A 19,387-nucleotide genomic window follows, 5' to 3' on the forward strand; every position below is an offset into this window, starting at 1 on the left:
CGGTTATTATTAACTTTGGATATAGAGATCGAATTTTGAGAGTGCTAGTCGTTCGGCTTTCTAAACCAATTTTTCACCTTTAATGCTTATTAATCACTTTTTAAGTTTAGAGAAGATATTTTTGCTGATGAGATTCTGTCTCGAAAGTGTCAGTTTATACAGGTGCTTGTTTGCGGATTTCTAGTGAATGGCCTACTCTAATCCTTAATTTGATTGATGGGGTTTTGTTCTTTAACAACCTAGCGTAGGTAGGTGGGCAGTAATATTTCGACTGCCCACTCTAAGGTTAGCTCTCAGAGTTGAGCTTTCTATTGACTACATCCAGCAAGTCGCAGCCGTCTCTTAATTGAGTGGCTAGTAGTTTTACCCAAGAATCTATCAAGTACCCGTCTTCACCTATGTTTTCTTTGCATGCAAGGCTTTCCAAAGCCTCGGTCACCGTACGAATACGATATACAGCAGCATCATGAAGAACATGAATAGGCGCCTGCGAATCAATCAACAGCGCAGGAACATTCGAATCAAGGCCGGTAAGCGGAATATATCGATTCATCCTAAGACTCTCTACCTGAGTGATAAATGCCATCACTCAAGCGTCGCCAAACGGATGGGTGACAGCTGTACGTAGGTTGGCGAACCGGCAGTAGAGAAAACCGGCAGACCCGAAGGTCTCCCACGCACAGCCGTCATATAGCGACTTTGCAGGCGCACACGTAGCTGCACAAAAGCTACGAGCTTGCACATTTCTCTACCGTCAGGTCGCCAAACCTGAGTCGCCTGTGGGCGACGGGTGGACTATAAACTCTTCGGCCACGCGCCTCAACGCACCAAACGCCCAGCGCTTCCTCGCCGACGGCCTGGTCAGCGACTACGACCAGTACCGCTACCTGATGGACAACGCCTTGGCCAGCAAGGACGCCCTCAACCTGAGCCTGGGCGTGGCCCTGATCGGCGCGCAGGTCGGCGCGTTGACCCACGACATCGTGTGGATGGAAAACCGCGTCATCGACGGCCAGACCGTGCTGGTGCCGACCCTGTACCTGGCCCAGGTGACGTGGCAACGTCGATTGGCGGCAGGTCAAGGAGATCCACGACAGCTTCAAGTACAGCAACTCGGGTCTCGGCCCGGCCTCGCAGATCATCATCGCCATCGTCATGGCCGCAGTGGTCGGCCCGATGGCGGCAGGTGCGATGGGTGGTGCCACCGGTGGCATGGTGGCTTCAGGGGCCATTACCGCAGAGACGGCCGCCGGCGTGTCAGCCGCTACAGGCGCCGTGGCCGCAGGCGCTGCGAGCAAGGCTACCGTCAGTGTCGTCAACAACCAAGGCAACCTGGGTGCGGTATTCAAGGACGTCACATCTTCAGATGCCATAAAAGGCTATGCAGTTGCCGGCGCCACCGCAGGTCTGACCGCAACCTACTTTGACGGCTGGACCGGAACCGAGACCGACTACGCGACCGGGCAAGTTACTTCCGCGCCGTTGAACACCTGGTCTGGCGTCGGACAGTTTGCCGCGAATCAAACGTTGCAGAACGGCACGTCCATGTTGCTGGGCAAGGCGCTGGGCCAAGGTGGAAGCGGCAGTGACGCACTCAAGAGTGCATTGTTCAATACCTTGGCGGCAGTCAGTTTCAATGCCGTCGGCGACTACACGAACAACCGCCTGACGGAAGGTTATCCGCCAAAAATCATGGTGCATGCCATGGTCGGTGGTCTTCTCGCAGAGGCAACCGGCGGCGACTTCAGAACCGGCGCATTGGCAGCAGGCCTCAACGAAGCTGCGGTGGGTTATCTGAACACGCTGGTCAGAGGCGACAAGACGCTGCTTTCGATGAGTTCTCAAGTCGTAGGTGTAATGGCGGCGGCTAGTCGGGGGGATGCGGACGCCAGTTCGATAGAGAAAGGCGGTTGGGTGGCAAAGAATGCCACGCAGTACAACCACATGCTGCACCAATCCCAAACTCAGGCACTGGATGAGCAGCGGCAACGCCATCCCGAAAAAGCTGATCGGCTAAATGCGGCCGCTTGTGCACTGACGCGATGTGCAGAGTCGATCCCCACGGATGATCCGCAATACAGCCAGTGGAAGGCATTTCAGGATAGAGGCGAGACGTATCAGGAAGAAGTCGCGCTCCTCGAAGGAACGGGTCAATTCGATGGGCGTAGTTTCATCGATTGGAGTGACGACCAGTTCGGCGCCTACGGTAATGCTGTGCAGAAAATAGGCGCAGCTCGAGATACAGCCGTCGGGCTTGTGGGCGGAGCGGGAGGATACGGCGGTATGATCGCCACATCGCCCGCTTGCGTCGGTATCGTAACCTGTACAGTACCTGCTGCTCTCGGTACGCTGGGCACCCTGTCGCTGCAGGATGCATGGGAATCGGCTAAAGGAATCACAGCTGACTTTCAGTCTAGTGAGCCACAGAGGGTTGCGGATTCCTTCCAGTTGGGTACCTTCCCAGGAGACGAAAGCGCGACGACTGAGTTGCTCAAGGATGCGGCTATAGTGGGGGCGGGAGCTACTGCGCTTGGAGCGGCTGAGAGAGCTTATAGGAAGATTGCTGGGGGGTTTACTAGTGGTGCAAAAGCGACTGGGACGGCTAGAGAAGTTGCAGGCACGGGCGCTAGAAATCCGTTGCTTGATGATGCGATACCGAGAGGCGGTGATCGTCTGATCGTGGATCAAGGACCTATGCCTACCTGCGGTCACAACTCTTGTGGGATGGTTCTGAATACGTTGGGCAAGGAAGTTAATATAGACACTCTCATCCAAAAGCTCCCGCCTTCTGAAAAAGGGATTTTTGCTCAGGATGTTGCTAGCCTGATGAAATCTGAAGGTATTCCTGCAAGTGCCTTTGGAGGCAGAAATGCCGCTGATTTGGCTAGGTATACCTCAAGCGGAACGCCAGTAGTTGCTCGAATTATTGACAAGACGACAGGCTCTGGTTTTTCCCATTTTGTTGTGGTAGATGGTGTTACAATAAGAAGTGGCATTTCTGTTGTGGCTGTTCGTGATCCTCATGGTAAGCAGTATTTCAGTCCTGTTAATACCTTTGAAAGAAATTTTTCGGGTGAGGTTGTTGTTCCTCGGAGTGCTTTGAAATGAAATTAAATATCAGATTTCCCAAAAACATGCATACTGAACAGTTGCTCGGGCAGGAGCGAATTCCTTGCTTGTGCAAGATCTCTAAAGAATTTGAGGTCTCTTTTTCGGATACCGTTCCTGAGGCATCTGGAGTCGTGCTTGAATGGGATCGTGATGAGTTGGAGTTAAGGGCGATTGCAGGTGGGGGGGGGCAATATACTCACTGCGCGAATAGCCTCATTACTTTAGAGGAAGTTGAGCCTGATGTTTATAAGGTCATTGGGCTGGAAATGTTTTATTCAAATTTCGGGTGGTGTGTTGTCTTGAAGGATGGTGAGTATGCGCCGCCAGGGAATTTTTGGGACGAAGAGTGACGGTTTTTGATGGGCTTTACTGACAGGTTGGTGCAAAGGCTACTGCTACAACGGGAGAGGTTGTAGCTACTGAGGCCACAAGTGCAAATGCCTATAGGAGAGCAAGCTGGCTCTGCTACAAAGCCCACACTGCCTCGGTTTGGTGGGAAAAATGCGCACACGCCGAGAGCTGTAAACATTGATGTAACTGCGAATATTCAGTCCGGTATCCATGCGGATGCTAGGCAACTAACTTTTAAAGACGGCTCAGTTAGAGAGGAAGGCATTTCAGGATAGAGGCGAGACGTATCAGGAAGAAGTCGCGCTCCTCGAAGGAACGGGTCAATTCGATGGGCGTAGTTTCATCGATTGGAGTGACGACCAGTTCGGTGCCTACGGCAACGCTGTGCAGAAAATAGGCGCAGCTCGAGATACAGCCGTCGGGCTTGCGGGCGGGGCGGGAGGATACGGCGGTATGATCGCCACATCACCCGCTTGCGTCGGTATCGTAACCTGTACAGTACCTGCTGCTCTCGGTACGCTGGGCACCCTGTCGCTGCAGGATGCATGGGAATCGGCTAAAGGAATCACAGCTGACTTTCAGTCTAGTGAGCCACAGAGGGTTGCGGATTCCTTCCAGTTGGGTACCTTCCCAGGAGACGAAAGCGCGACGACTGAGTTGCTCAAGGATGCGGCTATAGTGGGGGCGGGAGCTACTGCGCTTGGAGCGGCTGAGAGAGCTTATAGGAAGATTGCTGGGGGGTTTACTAGTGGTGCAAAAGGGTTAGAAATTGCCCCGGGTAAATTTGACTACATGTTTGGCCGTGTCGTTAGCAGCTCCCATAATGCCGCTCGTTCAAATCAGCTTGCGCTCGAAATGAAGAGGCTTGGTGTTCCGGACACTGTCACTGGTCGTCAGATGCTTACTGATCACTTGGTCCTTTCTGCCAAAACTGACGGCAATGTGATGAGTACGTTCTCCAATCAGTATGGAAAATTTGAGGTCAGAGAGTCTTTGTTTATAGGGCCATCGGGTAAGGCTGCTAATTTTCAAAGTACATTCCAAGTTCTTGATGACGGAACTCGTAAACTCAGCGCAGTGATACCGCTTCACTGAGGAGATTGTAATGAAGTTTCCAGATGTAAATGACTTTTTGGAGGAGTTTGGTATGGAGCCTGTGGAGGTTGATCCTGCCTTGGCTCTATGTCGGTATACAAAAAAATCAAAAAATAGTGAGATTGAAGTTGATGTGTCTTTTAGTGCTGTGATGAAATCTTTCCAGATGGTACTGAGACTTTCTATGCAAGAGCTGGCAGTTGTTTCTTCAGAAAATGTCAAATCGATTGAGCTAGTGCGGGATGGTTCCGGGGCTGGACTTCATGTTGTATTTGATGTTTGCGAGTCGCTTTCGGAAGCCAGAGTGATATTTGAGCCAGACGTCAGCTGCCGATGGTGGACGTTGCGTAACGTTTAAAATGGTGCAAAAGGTGGAGCTGTTAGCGCCGGCGCTGAGAATGCGGCCTTGTATCCAAAGCTGAAGGATCAACTGATACAAGAAGATCTGAGTGATATTGCAGCCCAGGATTCAAGATTAGCTGCGGCTGTGAACGGCAGTGGAACGAAAAATCCGAACCTCTCTATAGGCCAAGGCACATCTTTCGAAGCTAATCAGTTGGGTAAAATCTGGGTTGGAGATGGAGCGAAAAAAACAAGTGATGGGCTTGGTTTGATTAGCGCAGACGGCACTTGTGTATATAGGCCGCCAACACCCAAAGATTCGCCTTTTGCAACGACAGGCGTGCAGGCTAATTTTGAAACTTACAATATAAATCCGGTAACAGGTCAACGCGTAAAAGTAAGTAACGGTCATATGGATGTGGCTGACTAGGAGGAACGATGCGTGCTGTCATAAAAGGTATTTCTAATGACATTTTTGATGTCGAGACATTTGTTCCTGAGAACGTGGACAACTTTTTTTTAAGTCTTCGTATTCGAATTGGGCTTGATTGCACACAAGGGGCAGACGATTTTGAGCTTTTCATTTGCACTCCAATGTGGCTAGAAAAGACAATGTGGGAACCTCGTTGGGGGAGAGGTTTATTAATTGTCCGAGAGTATGATTTTTCGACTATTAATGGATTGATTCATGAATATGTGAGTCGCTGCGAGGGGGATAGCTGGGAAGCTATCGTGATAAAACTAGGGAAGGTGTTTTCTTGGGAGTTTGATGATTACCAATCCTAATTAATAGGATTTTTATCTAACACCGGCTCTGCGCCGGTGTTGTTCTTTGTGTCAGCGTGGGAGTGCTGATCATGCTAGCTAATTCTTAACTAGGCTCTGTACGAAATCTCGAGAAACCTAATCGCCGCTGCTCCAGCCCTGAGATTTTGTAGAGTCACGCGCCATTAACGGAAAGGAATTCTGTGATGGCAAGGCGCTACGAACTCACGGACGAGGCCTGGGATGTGGTCTCCGATCTCTTCATCGAAACCCATGGCCGGGGCCGGCCGCGACTGAGCGACCGACTGATGCTCGATGGTGTGCTGTGGGTACTCTGCTCGGGTGCTGCATGGCGAGATATGCCTGAGCGCTTCGGCCCATGGTCAACGGTGTATCAACGGTTTCGGGGCTGGCGAAACCAAGGGACTTTCGAGCAGATGCTCAAACGTCTGCACCTGAGATTGAATGAGCAGGGCTTGATCGATCTGCAAACCTGGATGATCGACTCAACTGCAGTACGCGCAACCCGAGCCTCATATGGCGTCGGGAAAAAAGGGGACCTGACGAGTCTGCCGATCGTGCTCTAGGCCGCAGTCGCGGCGGCCTGACTACCAAAATCCACATGCTCTGCGACGCCAACGGAACACCGCTGCGCTTCCTCCTCTCTGGCGGTCAAGCCAGTGACATCAGCTACGCACAACCACTGTTGGACGAGGTCAGCATTCCATCGAACCAACGTGGCCGCCCGCGCAAGCGCTGCAAATGGCTGCTCGCCGACAAGGGCTACGACGCCGAAGCGCTACGCCGCTACTGCGATCAATATCGAATGCAACCCGTTATCCCGCTGCGCTCGATGAAGCGCAAGCCCAAGCCTGGCCTACCAAGACTGTTTGACAGGCCCAAATACCGACAGCGCAACATCATCGAGCGCATGTTTGGCTGGCTGAAAGAGAACCGCCGGATCGTGACCCGCTTTGACAAGCTCGCGAAAAGTTATGCCGCCATGGTCTCGCTGGCTTGCTCCATGCGGTGTTTGCGACATCTCTTTTCGTACAGAGCCTAGTGCACCATCAGGAAATCCAGCACCCGCCGACTGAACGCCTCACCGACTTCCACATTGGAAAGATGAGCCGCCGGATATTCGGTGTACTCGGCATTCTTGATACCAGCCTGCAGGAACCGGCCATGGTCTGGGGTGGTCACCACGTCTTCGGTACCCGCGATGATCAGCGTGGGTACGTTGACGCGGTCGAGTTGCGTACGGTAGTCGGCATCGCGTACTGCCGCGCAGTTGGCGATATAGCCTTGCGGACTGGTATGCGCCAGCATCTGGCAAATGCGCTGGGTCTCTTCCGGCTGCTCCTGGGTGAATCGTGGGGTGAACCAGCGGGCGATGGAGCCATCACGCAAATCGACCATGGCCTGTTGGCCGCCCTTAAGTACGGTATCGATGCGGGTGTTCCATACCTCCTCGTTGGCGATTTTGGCGGCCGTATTGCACAGGGTAAGGCTGTGCAGGCGATCGCCTGCGTTGATTCCCAGCCATTGGCCGATCAGGCCGCCCATCGACAAGCCGACGAAATGCGTCTTTTCGACACCCAAGGCATCGAGTAGAGCCAGCACATCGTGGCCGAGTTGCTCGATGGTGTAGGGGCCTTCGCTGACCTGCGATGAGCCATGGCCACGGGTGTCATAACGCAGCACGCGAAAGTGCTGGCGCCACAAGGGAACTTGGGCGTCCCACATGCCAAGGTCGGTGCCCAGTGAATTGGACAGCATCAAGACAGGCGCATCGTCCTCGCCATCCAATTGATAATTCAACGCGACATTCTCTAATTGCACGTGCGCCACAGGGGTCTCCTTCGGGCATTGAAACGTTAAGGGTCTGGCCCTCTCCATGGCGTCATGCAAACGATGCCGTCCGTTGCGCCTGGGAACCCCTTCATAGGCAGATCGCCATGCTTGGTAAACGGCTGCAGGGTTTCGCAACGCCGGAGAATGGCCACTCTCTGCAGGCTTTCGGTCAGCGAGCGTCAGGTGCTCAGGGTAAGGAGAAGGGCAGAAGGTTTACAATCGGATAAGCGAATGGCTGTGCGATCATCGAACGCTTTGTACTGCATTCCGATAGTCGCCAGGTGGAGGCTCAAACCTCTCGTCTCAATGCGTTCCGTCGTCATCGCCAGGAGCGCCCTCCGTCATGCGTGAACCAATGCGTTTGACGATGGAAAGACACCGCTGCACCAACGGACTGTGATCGTTCATGCGGCGACTCAAGATGATCGGGCTCACCGCACTGGTGTCGACCAGGCCTACATAATTGATGTCGGTGCGATGTTGCTGCTGCACCGAGGACGGTACCAGGGCTATGCCCACGCCAGCTGCGACCAGGCCAATCGCCGTCTGCAACTCGTTTGCCCACTGACTGACCTGCACACTCATGCCGTGGTGCGCAAACAACGCCAGCACATGGTCTGCATAGTTCGGCCTGGGATTGGACGGGTACAAGATGAAGGGCTCACGCGCTAGCTGGTCCAGGCTCACCGACTTCCCGGCCAAGGGGTGACCGCGGGGCAGGGCGGCGACGAGCGGATCCTCCAGAAGTGTCAGTTGCAAAATGGCGGGGTCTTCGATGCGCAGTCGACCGAATGCGATGTCGATCCTGCCGCTTTTGAGTGCGTCCACCTGTTCGAGCGTGGTCATCTCGCTTAACGCCAGTTCCAGTTCAGCGTCCTGACGCAATTCCCGGATCAGCTCCGGGAGAACGGCATACAGCGTGGAGGGTGCAAACCCTATCCCCAACCATTGTCTATGTCCGCGGCCGATGCGCCGTGTGTTTTCGCTGATGCTGTCCACTTGCTCAAGCAGCATGCAAGCCTGTTCATGGAAAAAGCGTCCAGCTTCGGTCAGCCGTAGAGGGCGTTCGCGGTGAATCAACAGCGTGCCCAACTGCTCTTCCAGCTGGCCGATTTGCCGGCTGAGGGGCGGTTGGGCAATGTGCAGGACCTCGGCGGCTCGCGTGAAGTTGAGCGTTTCTGCCACGACCTTGAAGTAGCGAAGGTGACGAAGCTCCATCAGATCTCCTAGGTATGGTTGCAGATTTATTTGATATTGGACGTGGGCAGCGTCTCGCGCAATGCTTGAATTATCAAGTAAATTTTGGGCTTGATCGTCTCCTGATCAGGCCATGAGCGGACCTGAGGACCTATGCCTGACGCCGTTATCGAACAGATTGATGCAGTGATCGTCGACCTGCCCACCATCCGCCCGCACAAACTGGCGATGCACACGATGCAGCAACAGACGCTGGTCGTTCTGCGGCTACGCTGCAGCGATGGCGTGGAAGGCATCGGGGAGTCCACCACCATTGGTGGCCTGGCCTACGGTTATGAAAGCCCCGAGGGCATCAAGGCGAATATCGACGCGTATCTTGCGCCGGCGCTGATCGGTATGGCTGCCGACAACATCAATGCCGCCATGCTCAAACTGGACAAGTTGGCCAAGGGCAACACCTTCGCCAAGTCCGGCATCGAAAGCGCATTGCTCGATGCTCAGGGAAAGCGCCTGGGGTTGCCGGTCAGCGAACTGCTGGGCGGCCGTGTGCGCGACAGCCTGGAAGTGGCCTGGACCTTGGCCAGCGGAGACACCGCACGGGACATTGCCGAAGCCCAGCACATGTTGGAAATCCGCCGACACCGGGTATTCAAGCTGAAGATCGGCGCCAACCCCGTAGAGCAGGACCTCAAGCACGTGGTGGCGATCAAGCACGAACTGGGCGCCAGCGCCAGCGTGCGGGTCGATGTCAATCAGTACTGGGACGAGTCCCAGGCCATTCGCGCCTGCCAGGTACTTGGCGACAACGGTATCGATCTGATCGAGCAACCGATATCGCGCATCAATCGTGGTGGCCAGGTCCGCCTGAACCAGCGCAGCCCGGCACCGATCATGGCGGACGAATCGATCGAAAGCGTCGAGGATGCCTTCAGCCTGGCTGCCGATGGAGCCGCCAGCATTTTTGCCCTGAAGATCGCCAAGAATGGTGGGCCACGCGCCGTGCTGCGCACCGCACAGATCGCCGAAGCTGCCGGCATCGCCCTGTATGGGGGGACCATGCTCGAAGGTTCGATCGGTACGCTGGCCTCGGCGCATGCGTTTCTTACCCTCCGCCAGCTGACGTGGGGGACTGAACTGTTCGGGCCACTGTTGCTGACCGAAGAAATCGTCAACGAGCCGCCGCAGTACCGCGATTTCCAGCTGCATGTTCCACGTACCCCAGGCCTGGGCCTGACCCTGGACGAACAGCGTCTGGCGCGTTTCGCCCGTCGCTGATTACGTATTCAACGCAAGGAGTTCAATCATGCTGTTCCACGTGAAGATGACCGTGAAACTGCCCGTCGACATGGATCCGGCAAAGGCCGCCCGACTCAAGGCTGACGAAAAAGAACTGGCTCAGCGCCTGCAACGCGAAGGTACCTGGCGCCACCTGTGGCGCATTGCCGGGCACTACGCCAACTACAGCGTTTTCGATGTGGCCAGCGTCGAGGCTCTGCACGACACGCTGATGCAGTTGCCGCTGTTCCCCTACATGGAAATAGAAGTCGACGGTCTGTGTCGCCATCCTTCATCGATTCACAACGACGATCGCTGATCAGGATCAAGTGCACCCGTTACCTGACAACAACAATTCGAGGTAAACCTCATGACCGTGAACATCGCTCAGACTGCGCCGATCCAGGCATTTTTCAACAAGGTGGCTGGCCTGGACCATGCCGAGGGCAACCCTCGCTTCAAGCAGATCATCCTGCGGGTCTTGCAGGACACCGCACGCCTGATCGAAGACTTGGAGATCACCGAAGACGAATTCTGGCACGCCGTCGACTACATGAACCGCCTGGGCGGCCGTAACGAGGCCGGGCTGCTGGTTGCCGGTCTGGGTATCGAACACTTCATCGACCTGCTCCAGGAGGCCAAGGATGCCGAGGCCGGTCTGAGTGGCGGGACCCCTCGCACCATTGAGGGCCCTCTTTACGTGGCCGGCGCGCCTATCGCCCAAGGCGAGACGCGCATGGACGACGGTACCGACCCAGGGGTCGTGATGTTCCTCCAGGGGCAGGTGTTCGATGCGCAGGGCAAACCGCTGGCCGGGGCCACGGTCGACCTCTGGCACGCCAATACCAACGGCACCTACTCGTACTTCGATTCGAGCCAGTCCGAGTACAACCTGCGTCGACGTATCATCACCGATGCCGACGGTCGCTATCGCGCACGTTCCATCGTGCCGTCGGGCTATGGCTGCGATCCACAGGGCCCGACCCAGGAATGCCTCAATCTGCTGGGGCGCCACGGCCAGCGTCCGGCGCATGTGCACTTCTTCATTTCGGCACCGGGTCACCGTCACCTCACCACCCAGATCAACTTCGCCGGTGACAAGTACCTCTGGGATGACTTCGCCTATGCCACGCGTGACGGGTTGATCGGCGACCTGCGGTTTGTCGAGGATGCTGCTGCGGCGCGTGACCGCGGTGTGCAGGGCGATCGCTTTGCCGAGTTGGCGTTCGATTTCCAGTTGCAGACCGCTCCCGCTCCGCAAGCCGAGTCACGCAGCCATCGGCCGCGTGCGCTGCAGGATGCCTGAATCAGGCGCGTCGATGTAAGCGTCTTTACCCAAGCTGCGGCGCCCCTCGTCATGGGCGTTTCATGACGAGGGCGTTCGCCCCGCTTTGCCGTTGCACCCGCTACACCCGCGCACCCTCAGCGTGCCATGCGTTGCAGCAGGCTCGCTGTCCCGTAGTCGCCATACCCTGATTCCAATAACAATAAAGGTCCTTGGTCATGCATACCCTCTCTCTGCGTCCGCTCGCCTGTTGCTGACAGGTCACTGCCTTGTAATTCCCTTTCAGGCTGTCCTATCAGGAACTCGCGCGCATGAACGACTTCACCCAAGAGCAACATGTCCGGCAACAGCACAAACGTTATATCTACGAATGGTACGTGGTCATCCTGTGCATGGTGGCCTACATCTTCTCGTTCGTGGACCGGCAGATCCTTGCGCTCATGATCGAGCCGATCAAGGCCGACCTGCAGTTGAGCGACACCCAGTTCAGCTTGCTGCATGGCCTGGCGTTTTCGCTGTTCTACGCCTTCATGGGCATGCCCATCGCCTACCTGGCCGACCGTTTCTCGCGCCCGCGCATCATTGCGATCGGGATCATTTTCTGGAGTATCGCCACGGCGGCCTGCGGGCTGAGCAAGAACTTCCTGCAGATGTTCCTGGCACGAATTGGGGTAGGGGTCGGTGAAGCGGCGCTGTCACCCTCGGCCTACTCGATGTTCAGCGACCTGTTTCCCAAGGAAAAGCTCGGCCGCGCCGTAGGGATCTACTCGATTGGCTCTTTCGTCGGAGGCGGTATCGCCTTTCTTGTCGGCGGCTACGTCATCGCGATGCTCAAGGACGCGCAGACCATCGAAGTCGCTGTGCTCGGCGCGATGAAGGCCTGGCAGCTGGCCTTTTTCATCGTCGGGCTTCCCGGGGTGATTGTCGGCCTGCTGGTCTGGCTGACCGTGCGCAATCCCGAGCGCAAGGGTGTGCAGGTCGATGCCGACGGCAAGGCCCGTCAGGTCAGGTTGACCGATGGCCTGCGGTTCATCGGGCGCCATCGTGCGACCTTCACCTGCCATTACCTGGGCTTCTCGTTCTATGCGATGGCGCTGTTTTGCATGATGAGCTGGACGCCTGCGCTGTACATCCGCAAGTTTGGCATGAGCCCCGAACAGGCGGGCTTCATGCTCGGGACCATCCTGCTGTTGGCCAACACCACCGGTGTGGTGTTCGGTGGCTGGCTGACCGACCACCTGGCCAAGCGCGGGCGCAGCGATGCGGCCATGCGCACTGGCGTCATCGGTGCAGTGGGCATGATCGTGCCGGCTGTACTGTACTCGCAGGTCGATCAACTGTGGGTCTCGGTAGCGCTGCTGGTGCCGGCGATGTTCTTTGCCTCCTTCCCGATGCCGGCCTCCACGGCCGCCATGCAGATACTGTCACCCAACCAGGTGCGCGCCCAAGTGTCGGCGGTATTCCTGTTGATCAGCAACCTGCTTGCACTGGGCCTGGGCACGACCCTGGTGGCACTGATCACGGACCATTACTTCGGCATCCCGGCGGCGGTCGGGTCGTCGATGTCGATCGTCAGTCTTGGCGCTTCGCTGCTGGCCATCGTGCTGTTGGCCAGAGGCTGCAGATGCTTCCGTGACAGCATGCGTCGCGAACACCCTGCCGAGGCCTGAGAGGCGGGCGGATGTCCAGCTGTTGGAACGTTTGCGCGCTTACACCGGCTTTCGCCAGGTGCTGGGGCAGTCGCTGGTCACGTACATCCGTGATCAGCGCTTGCTCGCCGCGCAGAGCATCGACCTACCTCAACACACGGAGTTCTCCGATGAACGTTACTATTCTGGGCGGCGGGCACGGCTGTTACGCGGCTGCGGTGGAAATGGCCGAGCGCGGGCATGCTGTTCGGCTCTGGCGCCGCGATCGGGCTGCACTGGACACGTTGCAGGCGATCGGCAGCCTTGCGGTACGCGATTACCGAGGTACCCGGCGGATCGAGCTGGGTAGCCGCCTGCAATTGGTCGGTGATCTGGCGATGGCCTTGGACAGGGCCGACCTGATCGTCATTCCCTTGCCATCGACCACCCACCTGTCGCTCGCCAGCGAAGTCGCCCCGCTGTTGCGCGAGGGGCAGGTCGTGTTCCTGCCGCCAGGTACCTTCGGCAGCTACGTGTTTGCCAAAGCCTTGCACGAGTGTGGCAATCACGCCGACGTCGCTTTCGCTGAAACAGGCACGTTGCCTTACCTGGTTCGCAAGCATGCTGCCGACCAGTTGGTGATCAGTGGTTACGCCACGCGTCTTCCGACCGGGGTGTTCCCGAGTCGGCTGGCCGAGCATGCCTTTGCGGTGCTGCGTGAAGCCTACCCCAGTGTCGAACCCCTCGAGGATGCACTCAGTGGCGCGCTCATGAATGCGGGCCCGATCATTCATCCTCCGTTGATCCTGATGAATGCCGGGCCTCTGGAGCACTTCGCATCATGGGACATCCATAACGAAGGGACCCAGCCTTCGGTGCGTCGTGTCACCACTCAGCTGGATGCCGAGCGCATGCGTATCCGTGAAGCGCTGGGTTACCCGGCGCCGCACTTTCCTCTGGCCGATCATTACAACACCGATCAGGGCGATGAGTGGATGTATGGCCGCGGTGCCCATGGCACCCTGACCGACAGTGGTGACTGGCGAGAAAAGATCGACCTGCAGGAGCACCGCTACATGCTCGAGGATACCCGGCTGGGCTTGTCGCTGCTGGTCTCGGTCGGGCGTTGGGCGGGCGTGCCGACGCCTGTGGCAGCCGGCCTGCTGGCACTGGCGTCGGCAGTGACCGGGCGTGACCTGTACGCTGAGGGGCGCACATTGGAGAGCCTTGGGCTGGCGTCGCTCGGACGTGAACAGATGTCCAGGCTGTTGCGCGAGGGCTTTGCGTCATGAGCGCGTCACTTCGGCATGTTGCCGTAGTCGGCACCGGGCGCATGGGCGAGGGCATTGCCCTTGCCTTCGCCCAGGCAGGGTTGCGGGTGAGCCTGATCGACTTGAAAGACCGCACGCCTCACGCTCGACTGCGGTTCTTCGAAGATTCGAGGAAAAACCTGGATGTCCAGATGGCGAGCATGGTCGCGCTGGGGCTGATCGATACGCAGCAGGCCACGCAACTACTGGAGCGGATCGCCTGGCTGCCGCTGGCGGATGCCGACCAGGCGCTGCGGGACTGCACGCTGGTTTTCGAGGCGGTGCCGGAAGTGCTGGAGACCAAGCGCGAGGCGTTCGCCTGGATCGATCAACGGGTGGCCCCCGAGTGCGTGATTGCCTCGACCACCTCCACCTTTCTGGTCACTGAACTGGCCAGCATGGTCCGCAACCCCGGACGCCTGCTCAATGCCCATTGGCTCAACCCTGCCCATCTGATGCCGCTCGTCGAAGTTTCGCGCAGCCCTCAGACCCTCGACAGCGTCGTTGCCGAGCTGCTCGAGACCCTTCGAGGCATCGGCAAGGTCGCGGTGGTATGCAACGCCGTACCCGGCTTCATCGTGCCACGCCTGCAGGCGCTCGTGATGAACGAGGCGGCACGCATGGTCGAGGAGGGTGTCGCCAGTGCAGAGCAGATCGACCTGGCTGTGCGCACTGGTTTCGGTCTGCGTTTCTCGGTGCTGGGGTTGCTGGAGTTCGTCGATTGGGGAGGTGGCGACATTCTGCATCATGCGTCGGCCTATCTCAGCAGTCGGCTGGGGGAGCGCTACGAGGCCGCGCAATCGGTGTTGGACAACATGGCCGCAGGCCGTAACGGTTTGCGCGATGGCGTGGGTTTCTATGACTACCGCCACACCGACGTGAATGCCTATCGCCACGAACGAATGGCCGCGTTGGTGGAGCGGCTGCGTCAGGTCAGCCTGCTGCCTCGGTTCGCTGCAGCGGGCCAAGCCAGCATGGCTGGGCAGGATCGCGGGCGTTGTCAGTAACTGGCCTATTATTTGCCTTCACATTGCCATGTAGTCTTTTTCGCAAGAGGAGCAGGGCATGTTCGCCCAATGCCAACGGTTCGATGACGTCAATGCACACGCTGGCGCGATAGTGGGTTGGCATCAGATCTATGACCAGATGAGTGCCGGCAGTGCCCATACCGAACTGGCCCACCTCACGGCAGAGCGCTTCCAGGTCTTTCGCGAAGTCCTCGACAAGCGTGTCGTTCAGCACGGTGTCGCGCCACAGGGCCGGTTGTGCCTGGCAATGCCGGCCGGAACCAGCTGCGCCAGTGTCTTTCAAGGCACGAGTGTGGGTCGTACCGATGTCACGGTTCTACACAGTGGCCAGGAGTTCTTCGTCCATTGCGCAGAAGGCATGGACTTGCTGGCGGTCAGTGTCGATGCACTGCACCTTGAGCGTCTCGCCGAGCGTGAATTCACTGCACCAGAATTGCGCAGGCTGAGCCGTTGTACCCGGATGAACGTCAGCCCGCAGTTTCTGGGCGCCATGCGCAGTCAGTTGCAGTCGATCGTCGAGTCGGCTGTGCAGGGTGATGCGCTGTTGGAAAGTCAGATCGAGCACCTTCTGCTCGAATGCACGCTGGTACTGCTCGAGCAGGTGTGCGAACCGGATGGCAGGCGTGCCGGTAACGTTGCGGTGAGCGCCTATCTGGTGCGTCAAGCGCATCAGATGGCCATGGACTACCTTGACGAGCCCTTGTCGATCCTGCAGATATGCGACCGGCTCGATGTCAGCCGCAGCACGCTTCAGCGCAGCTTTGTGAGTGTGACTGGCTTGCGTCCGGTCGAGTACCTGCGTCTGGTCAGGCTCAACGCCGTGCGGCAGCGCCTGCAACGGACCCGCGCGGATGAATGTTCAATCGCGCGGGTTGCCTACGACGTGGGGTTTTCCCACCTGGGGCATTTTTCAGGCGCCTATCGGCACTTGTTCGATGAGGCGCCTTCGCATACCCACAGGCTGCAGTGACGGAGCTCGAAGGCGCCAGAGCGTCAGATGAAGCGCTCGTAGCGATAGGGGGTCGGATCAACCAGAGGATTGACCCCCTGCAGCAGATCCGCTGCCAGTTGCCCCGCCGCCGGGGATGTACCGAAACCATGACCGGAGAAGCCGGTTGCCAGCATCAGGCCCGGCAGCTGGCTGACTGGCCCGATGACCGGGACCGAGTCAGGCGTCACATCGATGGTGCCGGCCCAGGTCTGTTCGATTTTCACGTGCTCGAAGACTGGCCAGGCGGCCTTGAGGTTGCGTAGCGCCTCGTTGTTGAGATGTTCGTTCGCCAACGGGTTTTGCGTGCGAACGTGCTCGAACGGCGTGACGCTGCCAGGCTTCCAGCGTCTGGCCAGCGCGAGATCCTTGAAGAAGGCCTTGCCCAGCGACACGCGCAGGTAGCTTCGCTGGGCACGGAATTGGGGCAGGTACTGCATGCCAAGGAGTGCATGGTCCCACGTCAGTGGAGCATCCAGCGCGCCTCGTTGGGTGATGATGAAGCCGCCATCGATGTGTTTGCGGAACGAGAAATCGGGTGCTCCCATCGCGATGTCCGTAGGACCTTCCATGGGCGCGGTACGCAGCACGGAGCAGTTGAGGGGCAAGGTAGGCAGGTCGATGCCATGGTTGCCCAGAAAGCGTCGTGACCATAGCCCGCCCGCCAACAACACCTGTTCGCAGCGAATCTCGCCGTGCTCGGTCACCACACCGTCGATACGTCCGGCGGCAGTGGTCAATGTCCGAACCGCGCAGTTCTCGATGATCACCGCCCCGCGTGCGATCGCTGCATTGGCGATGGCGCTGCTGGCCCGTGTCGGTTCGGCGCGACCATCGCTGTCGGTGAAGATGCCGCCGGCCCAGGGCGTTCGACCACCGGGAACACGCTGGTCGATTTCCTTCGCAGACAGCAGGCGCGAGCCAAGGTCCAGTGACTCGACGCTTTTGATCCAGTTCTCGTGGAAGGCCATCTGCGCCGCGTTGTGGGCAACGAACATGATGCCCGCCTGACGGTAACCGACATCGTGCCCGACACGAGCGGGCATCTCTGCCCAGAGACGGTCGGCCGCCTGCGCGAGTGGAATATCCTCGCGATGACGGCTGGTCTTGCGCACCCAGCCCAGGTTTCGCGAGGACTGTTCGCCGGCAATGCGACCTTTCTCGAGCACGACCACCGGTATGTTGCGTTCGGCCAGGGTCAGCGCGGCCGTCAGGCCGACAATGCCTGCGCCGATGATCACCACGGTCGTGGAGGAGGGGAGCTCTTGTGTGCACTGCACTGGCTCGATGACTGGTGGCATGCTGGATTCCCGTCGATGAAAAGCTGAGCGTGGGTGAAGACTTCAGGTGTTACTGACCCAGGGTGATCCGGGAGGTGTCGGCGCTGGACGCACCACGGAAGGCCGTGACTTCCAGTTCGACCTTGTAGACCGTCGAGCCCAGGGGCGGGCAGGTGACCGTGCTGGCCGGATCGATGCCCCGGAACTTCTCCCCGACGATGGTCATGACGGTGGCAGTGTCTGCAGGGTCTTGAATGAACACACGCGAGCAGACCACGTCGGCCAAGGTTGCATCGACCGAAGCCAGCGCCGCTTCGATGTTCAGGAACACCTGATGGGTCTGTTCAGCCAGGTCTTCGGGGATCTCGTTGGTCTTCGGGTTGCGTCCAGCCGTGTTGGACACGAAGATCCAGTTGTCGACGGCGACCAGGCGCGAGTAGCTGCCCAGGGTCTCGTACTTGGAGCCGGTCTTCAGTTTGGTGATGTGAACCATTTCGATAGTCTCGCAGTTGGGTGAAATCATTAGCTCAGTGCTGGGGATTCCCAGAGGTTGAGCTTCAAGCCGACGCCGCGCTCGAGTGCTTGGCGGTAGACGACCGTTCCCCACGCGACATCCTCGACAGGCATACCGCCCACCGACATGATGATGATCTCTTCGTCGTTGGTACGACCGGGTGCCTCTTTGGCGATGATCTTGCCGATGTCCTCGAGCTGCTCTGGCAGCAGTTTCTTCTCTTCGATCATGTCCATGAAGCGCACGCCAATCAGCGGTACGTAGTGGTGGGCGGGTTTGGGCAGTTCTTCGAACCAGGCCTGGTAGAGACCGGTGTTGTCCACCACCTTGCGCACGTCGGACGCTTCCATGGCCTCATCCATGCGGCAGCCCGCCGGCATGGCCAGAAAGGCCCCCGGCTTGACCCACTCGCGCTTCACCAGCGGGTAGGTGGACGGGTCCCCTGTTTCGCCAGAGGTGCAGTAGGTGACCAGGTCCGATCCGCGTACCACCGCCTCGATGCTGTCCACGACCTCGATGTTGACGATCTGTGGGTAGGTACTGCGCAGCCAGGTGATGAAGTCGTCCAGGCTTCTGGCACTGCGACCCTTGAGCTTGAGGGTGTCGACCTCGGGACATACGGCCATGAAGGCGGCCACGGTGGTCTTGCCCATCACGCCCGGCCCGAGCAGTCCGATCACCTTGGAATCACGCCGCGCCAGATGACGGGCACCCACGCCAGGGATGGCACCGGTGCGGTAGGCCGACAGCAGGTTTGCCGACATGTGGGCCAGTGGCGCACCGGTGTCCGGGTCGTTGAGGGTGAACATGAGGATGGAGCGGGGCAGGCCCTTCTCCCGGTTGGCGATGTTGGAGCCGTACCATTTGACGCCTGCGGTCTGGAAGTTGCCGCCCAGGTAGGCCGGCATGGCCATCATGCGACGGTCGGCCGTCGGTTTCGGCATGGTCGGGAAGGGCGAATCCTTGGGGAAGGTGATCATCGCGCCATGAGAGTCGCTGTTGGGCCCGGCCATGCGGTAATCGCCGTGGTAGAGCAGACCGAACATCTCCTCCATGGTGTTCACGCAGGCAAGCATGTCGGTGACACCTGCACGGATCATGTCTTGCTCGGAGAGGTAGAGGAAATCGATTTTTGTAGTTGTGGTCATGGCTATTCTCGGTAGCAGGAGTGAGCGCACGCGAGTACGCACAGTGAAGTGTGCGTATGGCACTGACGATGGTAGGGAGCGGCCCGGGCGGGTGGCTATCCCGAAATGGTCACGAACGTGACCGAGCGCGCAGCCTTGGCAGAGAGCCGCGTTGGACGATGCCCACGCCCATACGTCATCGGCGTCCGTGAGGTCGGGTCTGACCTGCCGGTTGGC

Annotated in this window: 17 protein-coding genes; 11 read left to right on the plus strand and 6 right to left on the minus strand. The window is 58.2% G+C overall.

Going from position 1 to position 19,387, the window contains the following annotated elements:
• Nucleotides 1-728: 728 nt before the first annotated feature.
• Nucleotides 729-1,145, minus strand: coding sequence for a hypothetical protein (locus APT63_06865; GenBank protein AMA45374.1), 417 nt, complete (start codon nucleotides 1,143-1,145; stop codon nucleotides 729-731).
• A 46-nt stretch (nucleotides 1,146-1,191) separates the two neighbouring features.
• Here APT63_06865 and APT63_06870 point away from each other — a divergent pair, with 46 nt between their 5' ends.
• The 4 genes from APT63_06870 to APT63_06885 all read left to right on the plus strand — a co-directional run bounded on the left by APT63_06870 (nucleotide 1,192) and on the right by APT63_06885 (nucleotide 6,727).
• Complete coding sequence (locus tag APT63_06870; protein ID AMA45375.1) at nucleotides 1,192-3,108, plus strand: hypothetical protein; 1,917 nt, start codon at nucleotides 1,192-1,194, stop codon at nucleotides 3,106-3,108.
• Nucleotides 3,105-3,461, plus strand: coding sequence for a hypothetical protein (locus tag APT63_06875; protein AMA45376.1), 357 nt, complete (start codon nucleotides 3,105-3,107; stop codon nucleotides 3,459-3,461). Before APT63_06870 ends, APT63_06875 begins: the two co-directional genes overlap by 4 nt.
• Before the next feature lie 2,409 nt (nucleotides 3,462-5,870).
• The gene (locus APT63_06880; GenBank protein AMA45377.1) at nucleotides 5,871-6,251 is read left to right on the plus strand and encodes a transposase; all 381 of its coding nucleotides are present in this window, start codon (nucleotides 5,871-5,873) and stop codon (nucleotides 6,249-6,251) included.
• Nucleotides 6,252-6,286: 35 nt separating this feature from the next.
• The gene (locus tag APT63_06885; GenBank protein AMA45378.1) at nucleotides 6,287-6,727 is read left to right on the plus strand and encodes a transposase; all 441 of its coding nucleotides are present in this window, start codon (nucleotides 6,287-6,289) and stop codon (nucleotides 6,725-6,727) included.
• Here the strand turns inward: APT63_06885 and APT63_06890 are convergent.
• Together APT63_06890 and APT63_06895 are read right to left on the minus strand one after the other, a co-directional pair.
• Nucleotides 6,724-7,563 carry a 3-oxoadipate enol-lactonase gene (locus APT63_06890; protein ID AMA45379.1) on the minus strand — a complete coding sequence of 280 codons (840 nt, stop codon included), beginning with the start codon at nucleotides 7,561-7,563 and terminating at the stop codon, nucleotides 6,724-6,726. The two genes, APT63_06885 and APT63_06890, sit on opposite strands and share 4 nt — an antisense overlap.
• Nucleotides 7,564-7,821: 258 nt before the next feature.
• Nucleotides 7,822-8,736, minus strand: coding sequence for a transcriptional regulator (locus tag APT63_06895; protein AMA45380.1), 915 nt, complete (start codon nucleotides 8,734-8,736; stop codon nucleotides 7,822-7,824).
• Between the two features lie 132 nt (nucleotides 8,737-8,868).
• Between APT63_06895 and APT63_06900 the strand changes: the two genes are divergently transcribed.
• The 7 genes from APT63_06900 (at nucleotide 8,869) to APT63_06930 (ending at nucleotide 16,211) form a co-directional block, all read left to right on the plus strand.
• Nucleotides 8,869-9,990, plus strand: a complete 1,122-nt coding sequence (locus APT63_06900; protein ID AMA45381.1) for a muconate cycloisomerase — start codon at nucleotides 8,869-8,871, stop codon at nucleotides 9,988-9,990.
• A 28-nt stretch (nucleotides 9,991-10,018) separates the two neighbouring features.
• Nucleotides 10,019-10,309, plus strand: coding sequence for a muconolactone delta-isomerase (locus APT63_06905; protein ID AMA45382.1), 291 nt, complete (start codon nucleotides 10,019-10,021; stop codon nucleotides 10,307-10,309).
• 51 nt (nucleotides 10,310-10,360) lie between these two features.
• Nucleotides 10,361-11,296 carry a catechol 1,2-dioxygenase gene (locus APT63_06910; protein ID AMA45383.1) on the plus strand — a complete coding sequence of 312 codons (936 nt, stop codon included), beginning with the start codon at nucleotides 10,361-10,363 and terminating at the stop codon, nucleotides 11,294-11,296.
• A 290-nt stretch (nucleotides 11,297-11,586) separates the two neighbouring features.
• A complete protein-coding gene (locus APT63_06915; GenBank protein AMA45384.1) occupies nucleotides 11,587-12,945 on the plus strand; it encodes an MFS transporter in 1,359 nt (452 codons plus the stop codon).
• A 149-nt stretch (nucleotides 12,946-13,094) separates the two neighbouring features.
• Entirely contained in the window at nucleotides 13,095-14,195 is a 1,101-nt protein-coding gene (locus APT63_06920) for a glycerol-3-phosphate dehydrogenase (protein ID AMA45385.1), read from the plus strand.
• Nucleotides 14,192-15,220: a 3-hydroxybutyryl-CoA dehydrogenase gene (locus APT63_06925; protein AMA45386.1), complete on the plus strand. Its 1,029-nt coding sequence runs from the start codon at nucleotides 14,192-14,194 to the stop codon at nucleotides 15,218-15,220. Before APT63_06920 ends, APT63_06925 begins: the two co-directional genes overlap by 4 nt.
• Nucleotides 15,221-15,278: 58 nt before the next feature.
• A complete protein-coding gene (locus APT63_06930; protein AMA45387.1) occupies nucleotides 15,279-16,211 on the plus strand; it encodes a hypothetical protein in 933 nt (310 codons plus the stop codon).
• Nucleotides 16,212-16,234: 23 nt separating this feature from the next.
• On the opposite strand, the gene APT63_06935 is transcribed toward APT63_06930, so the two are convergent.
• Genes APT63_06935 through APT63_06945 form a run of 3 tightly spaced genes read right to left on the minus strand, consistent with a single transcriptional unit; the run spans nucleotide 16,235 to nucleotide 19,171 of the window.
• Nucleotides 16,235-17,530, minus strand: a complete 1,296-nt coding sequence (locus APT63_06935; GenBank protein ID AMA45388.1) for a D-amino-acid oxidase — start codon at nucleotides 17,528-17,530, stop codon at nucleotides 16,235-16,237.
• Between the two features lie 49 nt (nucleotides 17,531-17,579).
• The gene (locus APT63_06940) at nucleotides 17,580-18,002 is read right to left on the minus strand and encodes a hypothetical protein (GenBank protein AMA47807.1); all 423 of its coding nucleotides are present in this window, start codon (nucleotides 18,000-18,002) and stop codon (nucleotides 17,580-17,582) included.
• Nucleotides 18,003-18,031: 29 nt separating this feature from the next.
• Nucleotides 18,032-19,171, minus strand: a complete 1,140-nt coding sequence (locus APT63_06945) for an ornithine cyclodeaminase (protein ID AMA45389.1) — start codon at nucleotides 19,169-19,171, stop codon at nucleotides 18,032-18,034.
• Nucleotides 19,172-19,387 lie beyond the last annotated feature (216 nt).

Source organism: Pseudomonas monteilii, from assembly GCA_001534745.1.
Lineage (GTDB): Bacteria > Pseudomonadota > Gammaproteobacteria > Pseudomonadales > Pseudomonadaceae > Aquipseudomonas > Aquipseudomonas alabamensis.

Excerpts from the sequence above, each read along its gene's own strand:
- APT63_06865 (AMA45374.1), bottom strand. The coding sequence starts at position 1,145 with ATGATGATCTGCGAGGCCGGGCCGAGACCCGAGTTGCTGTACTTGAAG.
- APT63_06870 (AMA45375.1), top strand. The coding sequence starts at position 1,192 with ATGGGTGGTGCCACCGGTGGCATGGTGGCTTCAGGGGCCATTACCGCA.
- APT63_06875 (AMA45376.1), top strand. The coding sequence starts at position 3,105 with ATGAAATTAAATATCAGATTTCCCAAAAACATGCATACTGAACAGTTG.
- APT63_06880 (AMA45377.1), top strand. The coding sequence starts at position 5,871 with ATGGCAAGGCGCTACGAACTCACGGACGAGGCCTGGGATGTGGTCTCC.
- APT63_06885 (AMA45378.1), top strand. The coding sequence starts at position 6,287 with ATGCTCTGCGACGCCAACGGAACACCGCTGCGCTTCCTCCTCTCTGGC.
- APT63_06890 (AMA45379.1), bottom strand. The coding sequence starts at position 7,563 with ATGGAGAGGGCCAGACCCTTAACGTTTCAATGCCCGAAGGAGACCCCT.
- APT63_06895 (AMA45380.1), bottom strand. The coding sequence starts at position 8,736 with ATGGAGCTTCGTCACCTTCGCTACTTCAAGGTCGTGGCAGAAACGCTC.
- APT63_06900 (AMA45381.1), top strand. The coding sequence starts at position 8,869 with ATGCCTGACGCCGTTATCGAACAGATTGATGCAGTGATCGTCGACCTG.
- APT63_06905 (AMA45382.1), top strand. The coding sequence starts at position 10,019 with ATGCTGTTCCACGTGAAGATGACCGTGAAACTGCCCGTCGACATGGAT.
- APT63_06910 (AMA45383.1), top strand. The coding sequence starts at position 10,361 with ATGACCGTGAACATCGCTCAGACTGCGCCGATCCAGGCATTTTTCAAC.
- APT63_06915 (AMA45384.1), top strand. The coding sequence starts at position 11,587 with ATGAACGACTTCACCCAAGAGCAACATGTCCGGCAACAGCACAAACGT.
- APT63_06920 (AMA45385.1), top strand. The coding sequence starts at position 13,095 with ATGAACGTTACTATTCTGGGCGGCGGGCACGGCTGTTACGCGGCTGCG.
- APT63_06925 (AMA45386.1), top strand. The coding sequence starts at position 14,192 with ATGAGCGCGTCACTTCGGCATGTTGCCGTAGTCGGCACCGGGCGCATG.
- APT63_06930 (AMA45387.1), top strand. The coding sequence starts at position 15,279 with ATGTTCGCCCAATGCCAACGGTTCGATGACGTCAATGCACACGCTGGC.
- APT63_06935 (AMA45388.1), bottom strand. The coding sequence starts at position 17,530 with ATGCCACCAGTCATCGAGCCAGTGCAGTGCACACAAGAGCTCCCCTCC.
- APT63_06940 (AMA47807.1), bottom strand. The coding sequence starts at position 18,002 with ATGGTTCACATCACCAAACTGAAGACCGGCTCCAAGTACGAGACCCTG.
- APT63_06945 (AMA45389.1), bottom strand. The coding sequence starts at position 19,171 with ATGACCACAACTACAAAAATCGATTTCCTCTACCTCTCCGAGCAAGAC.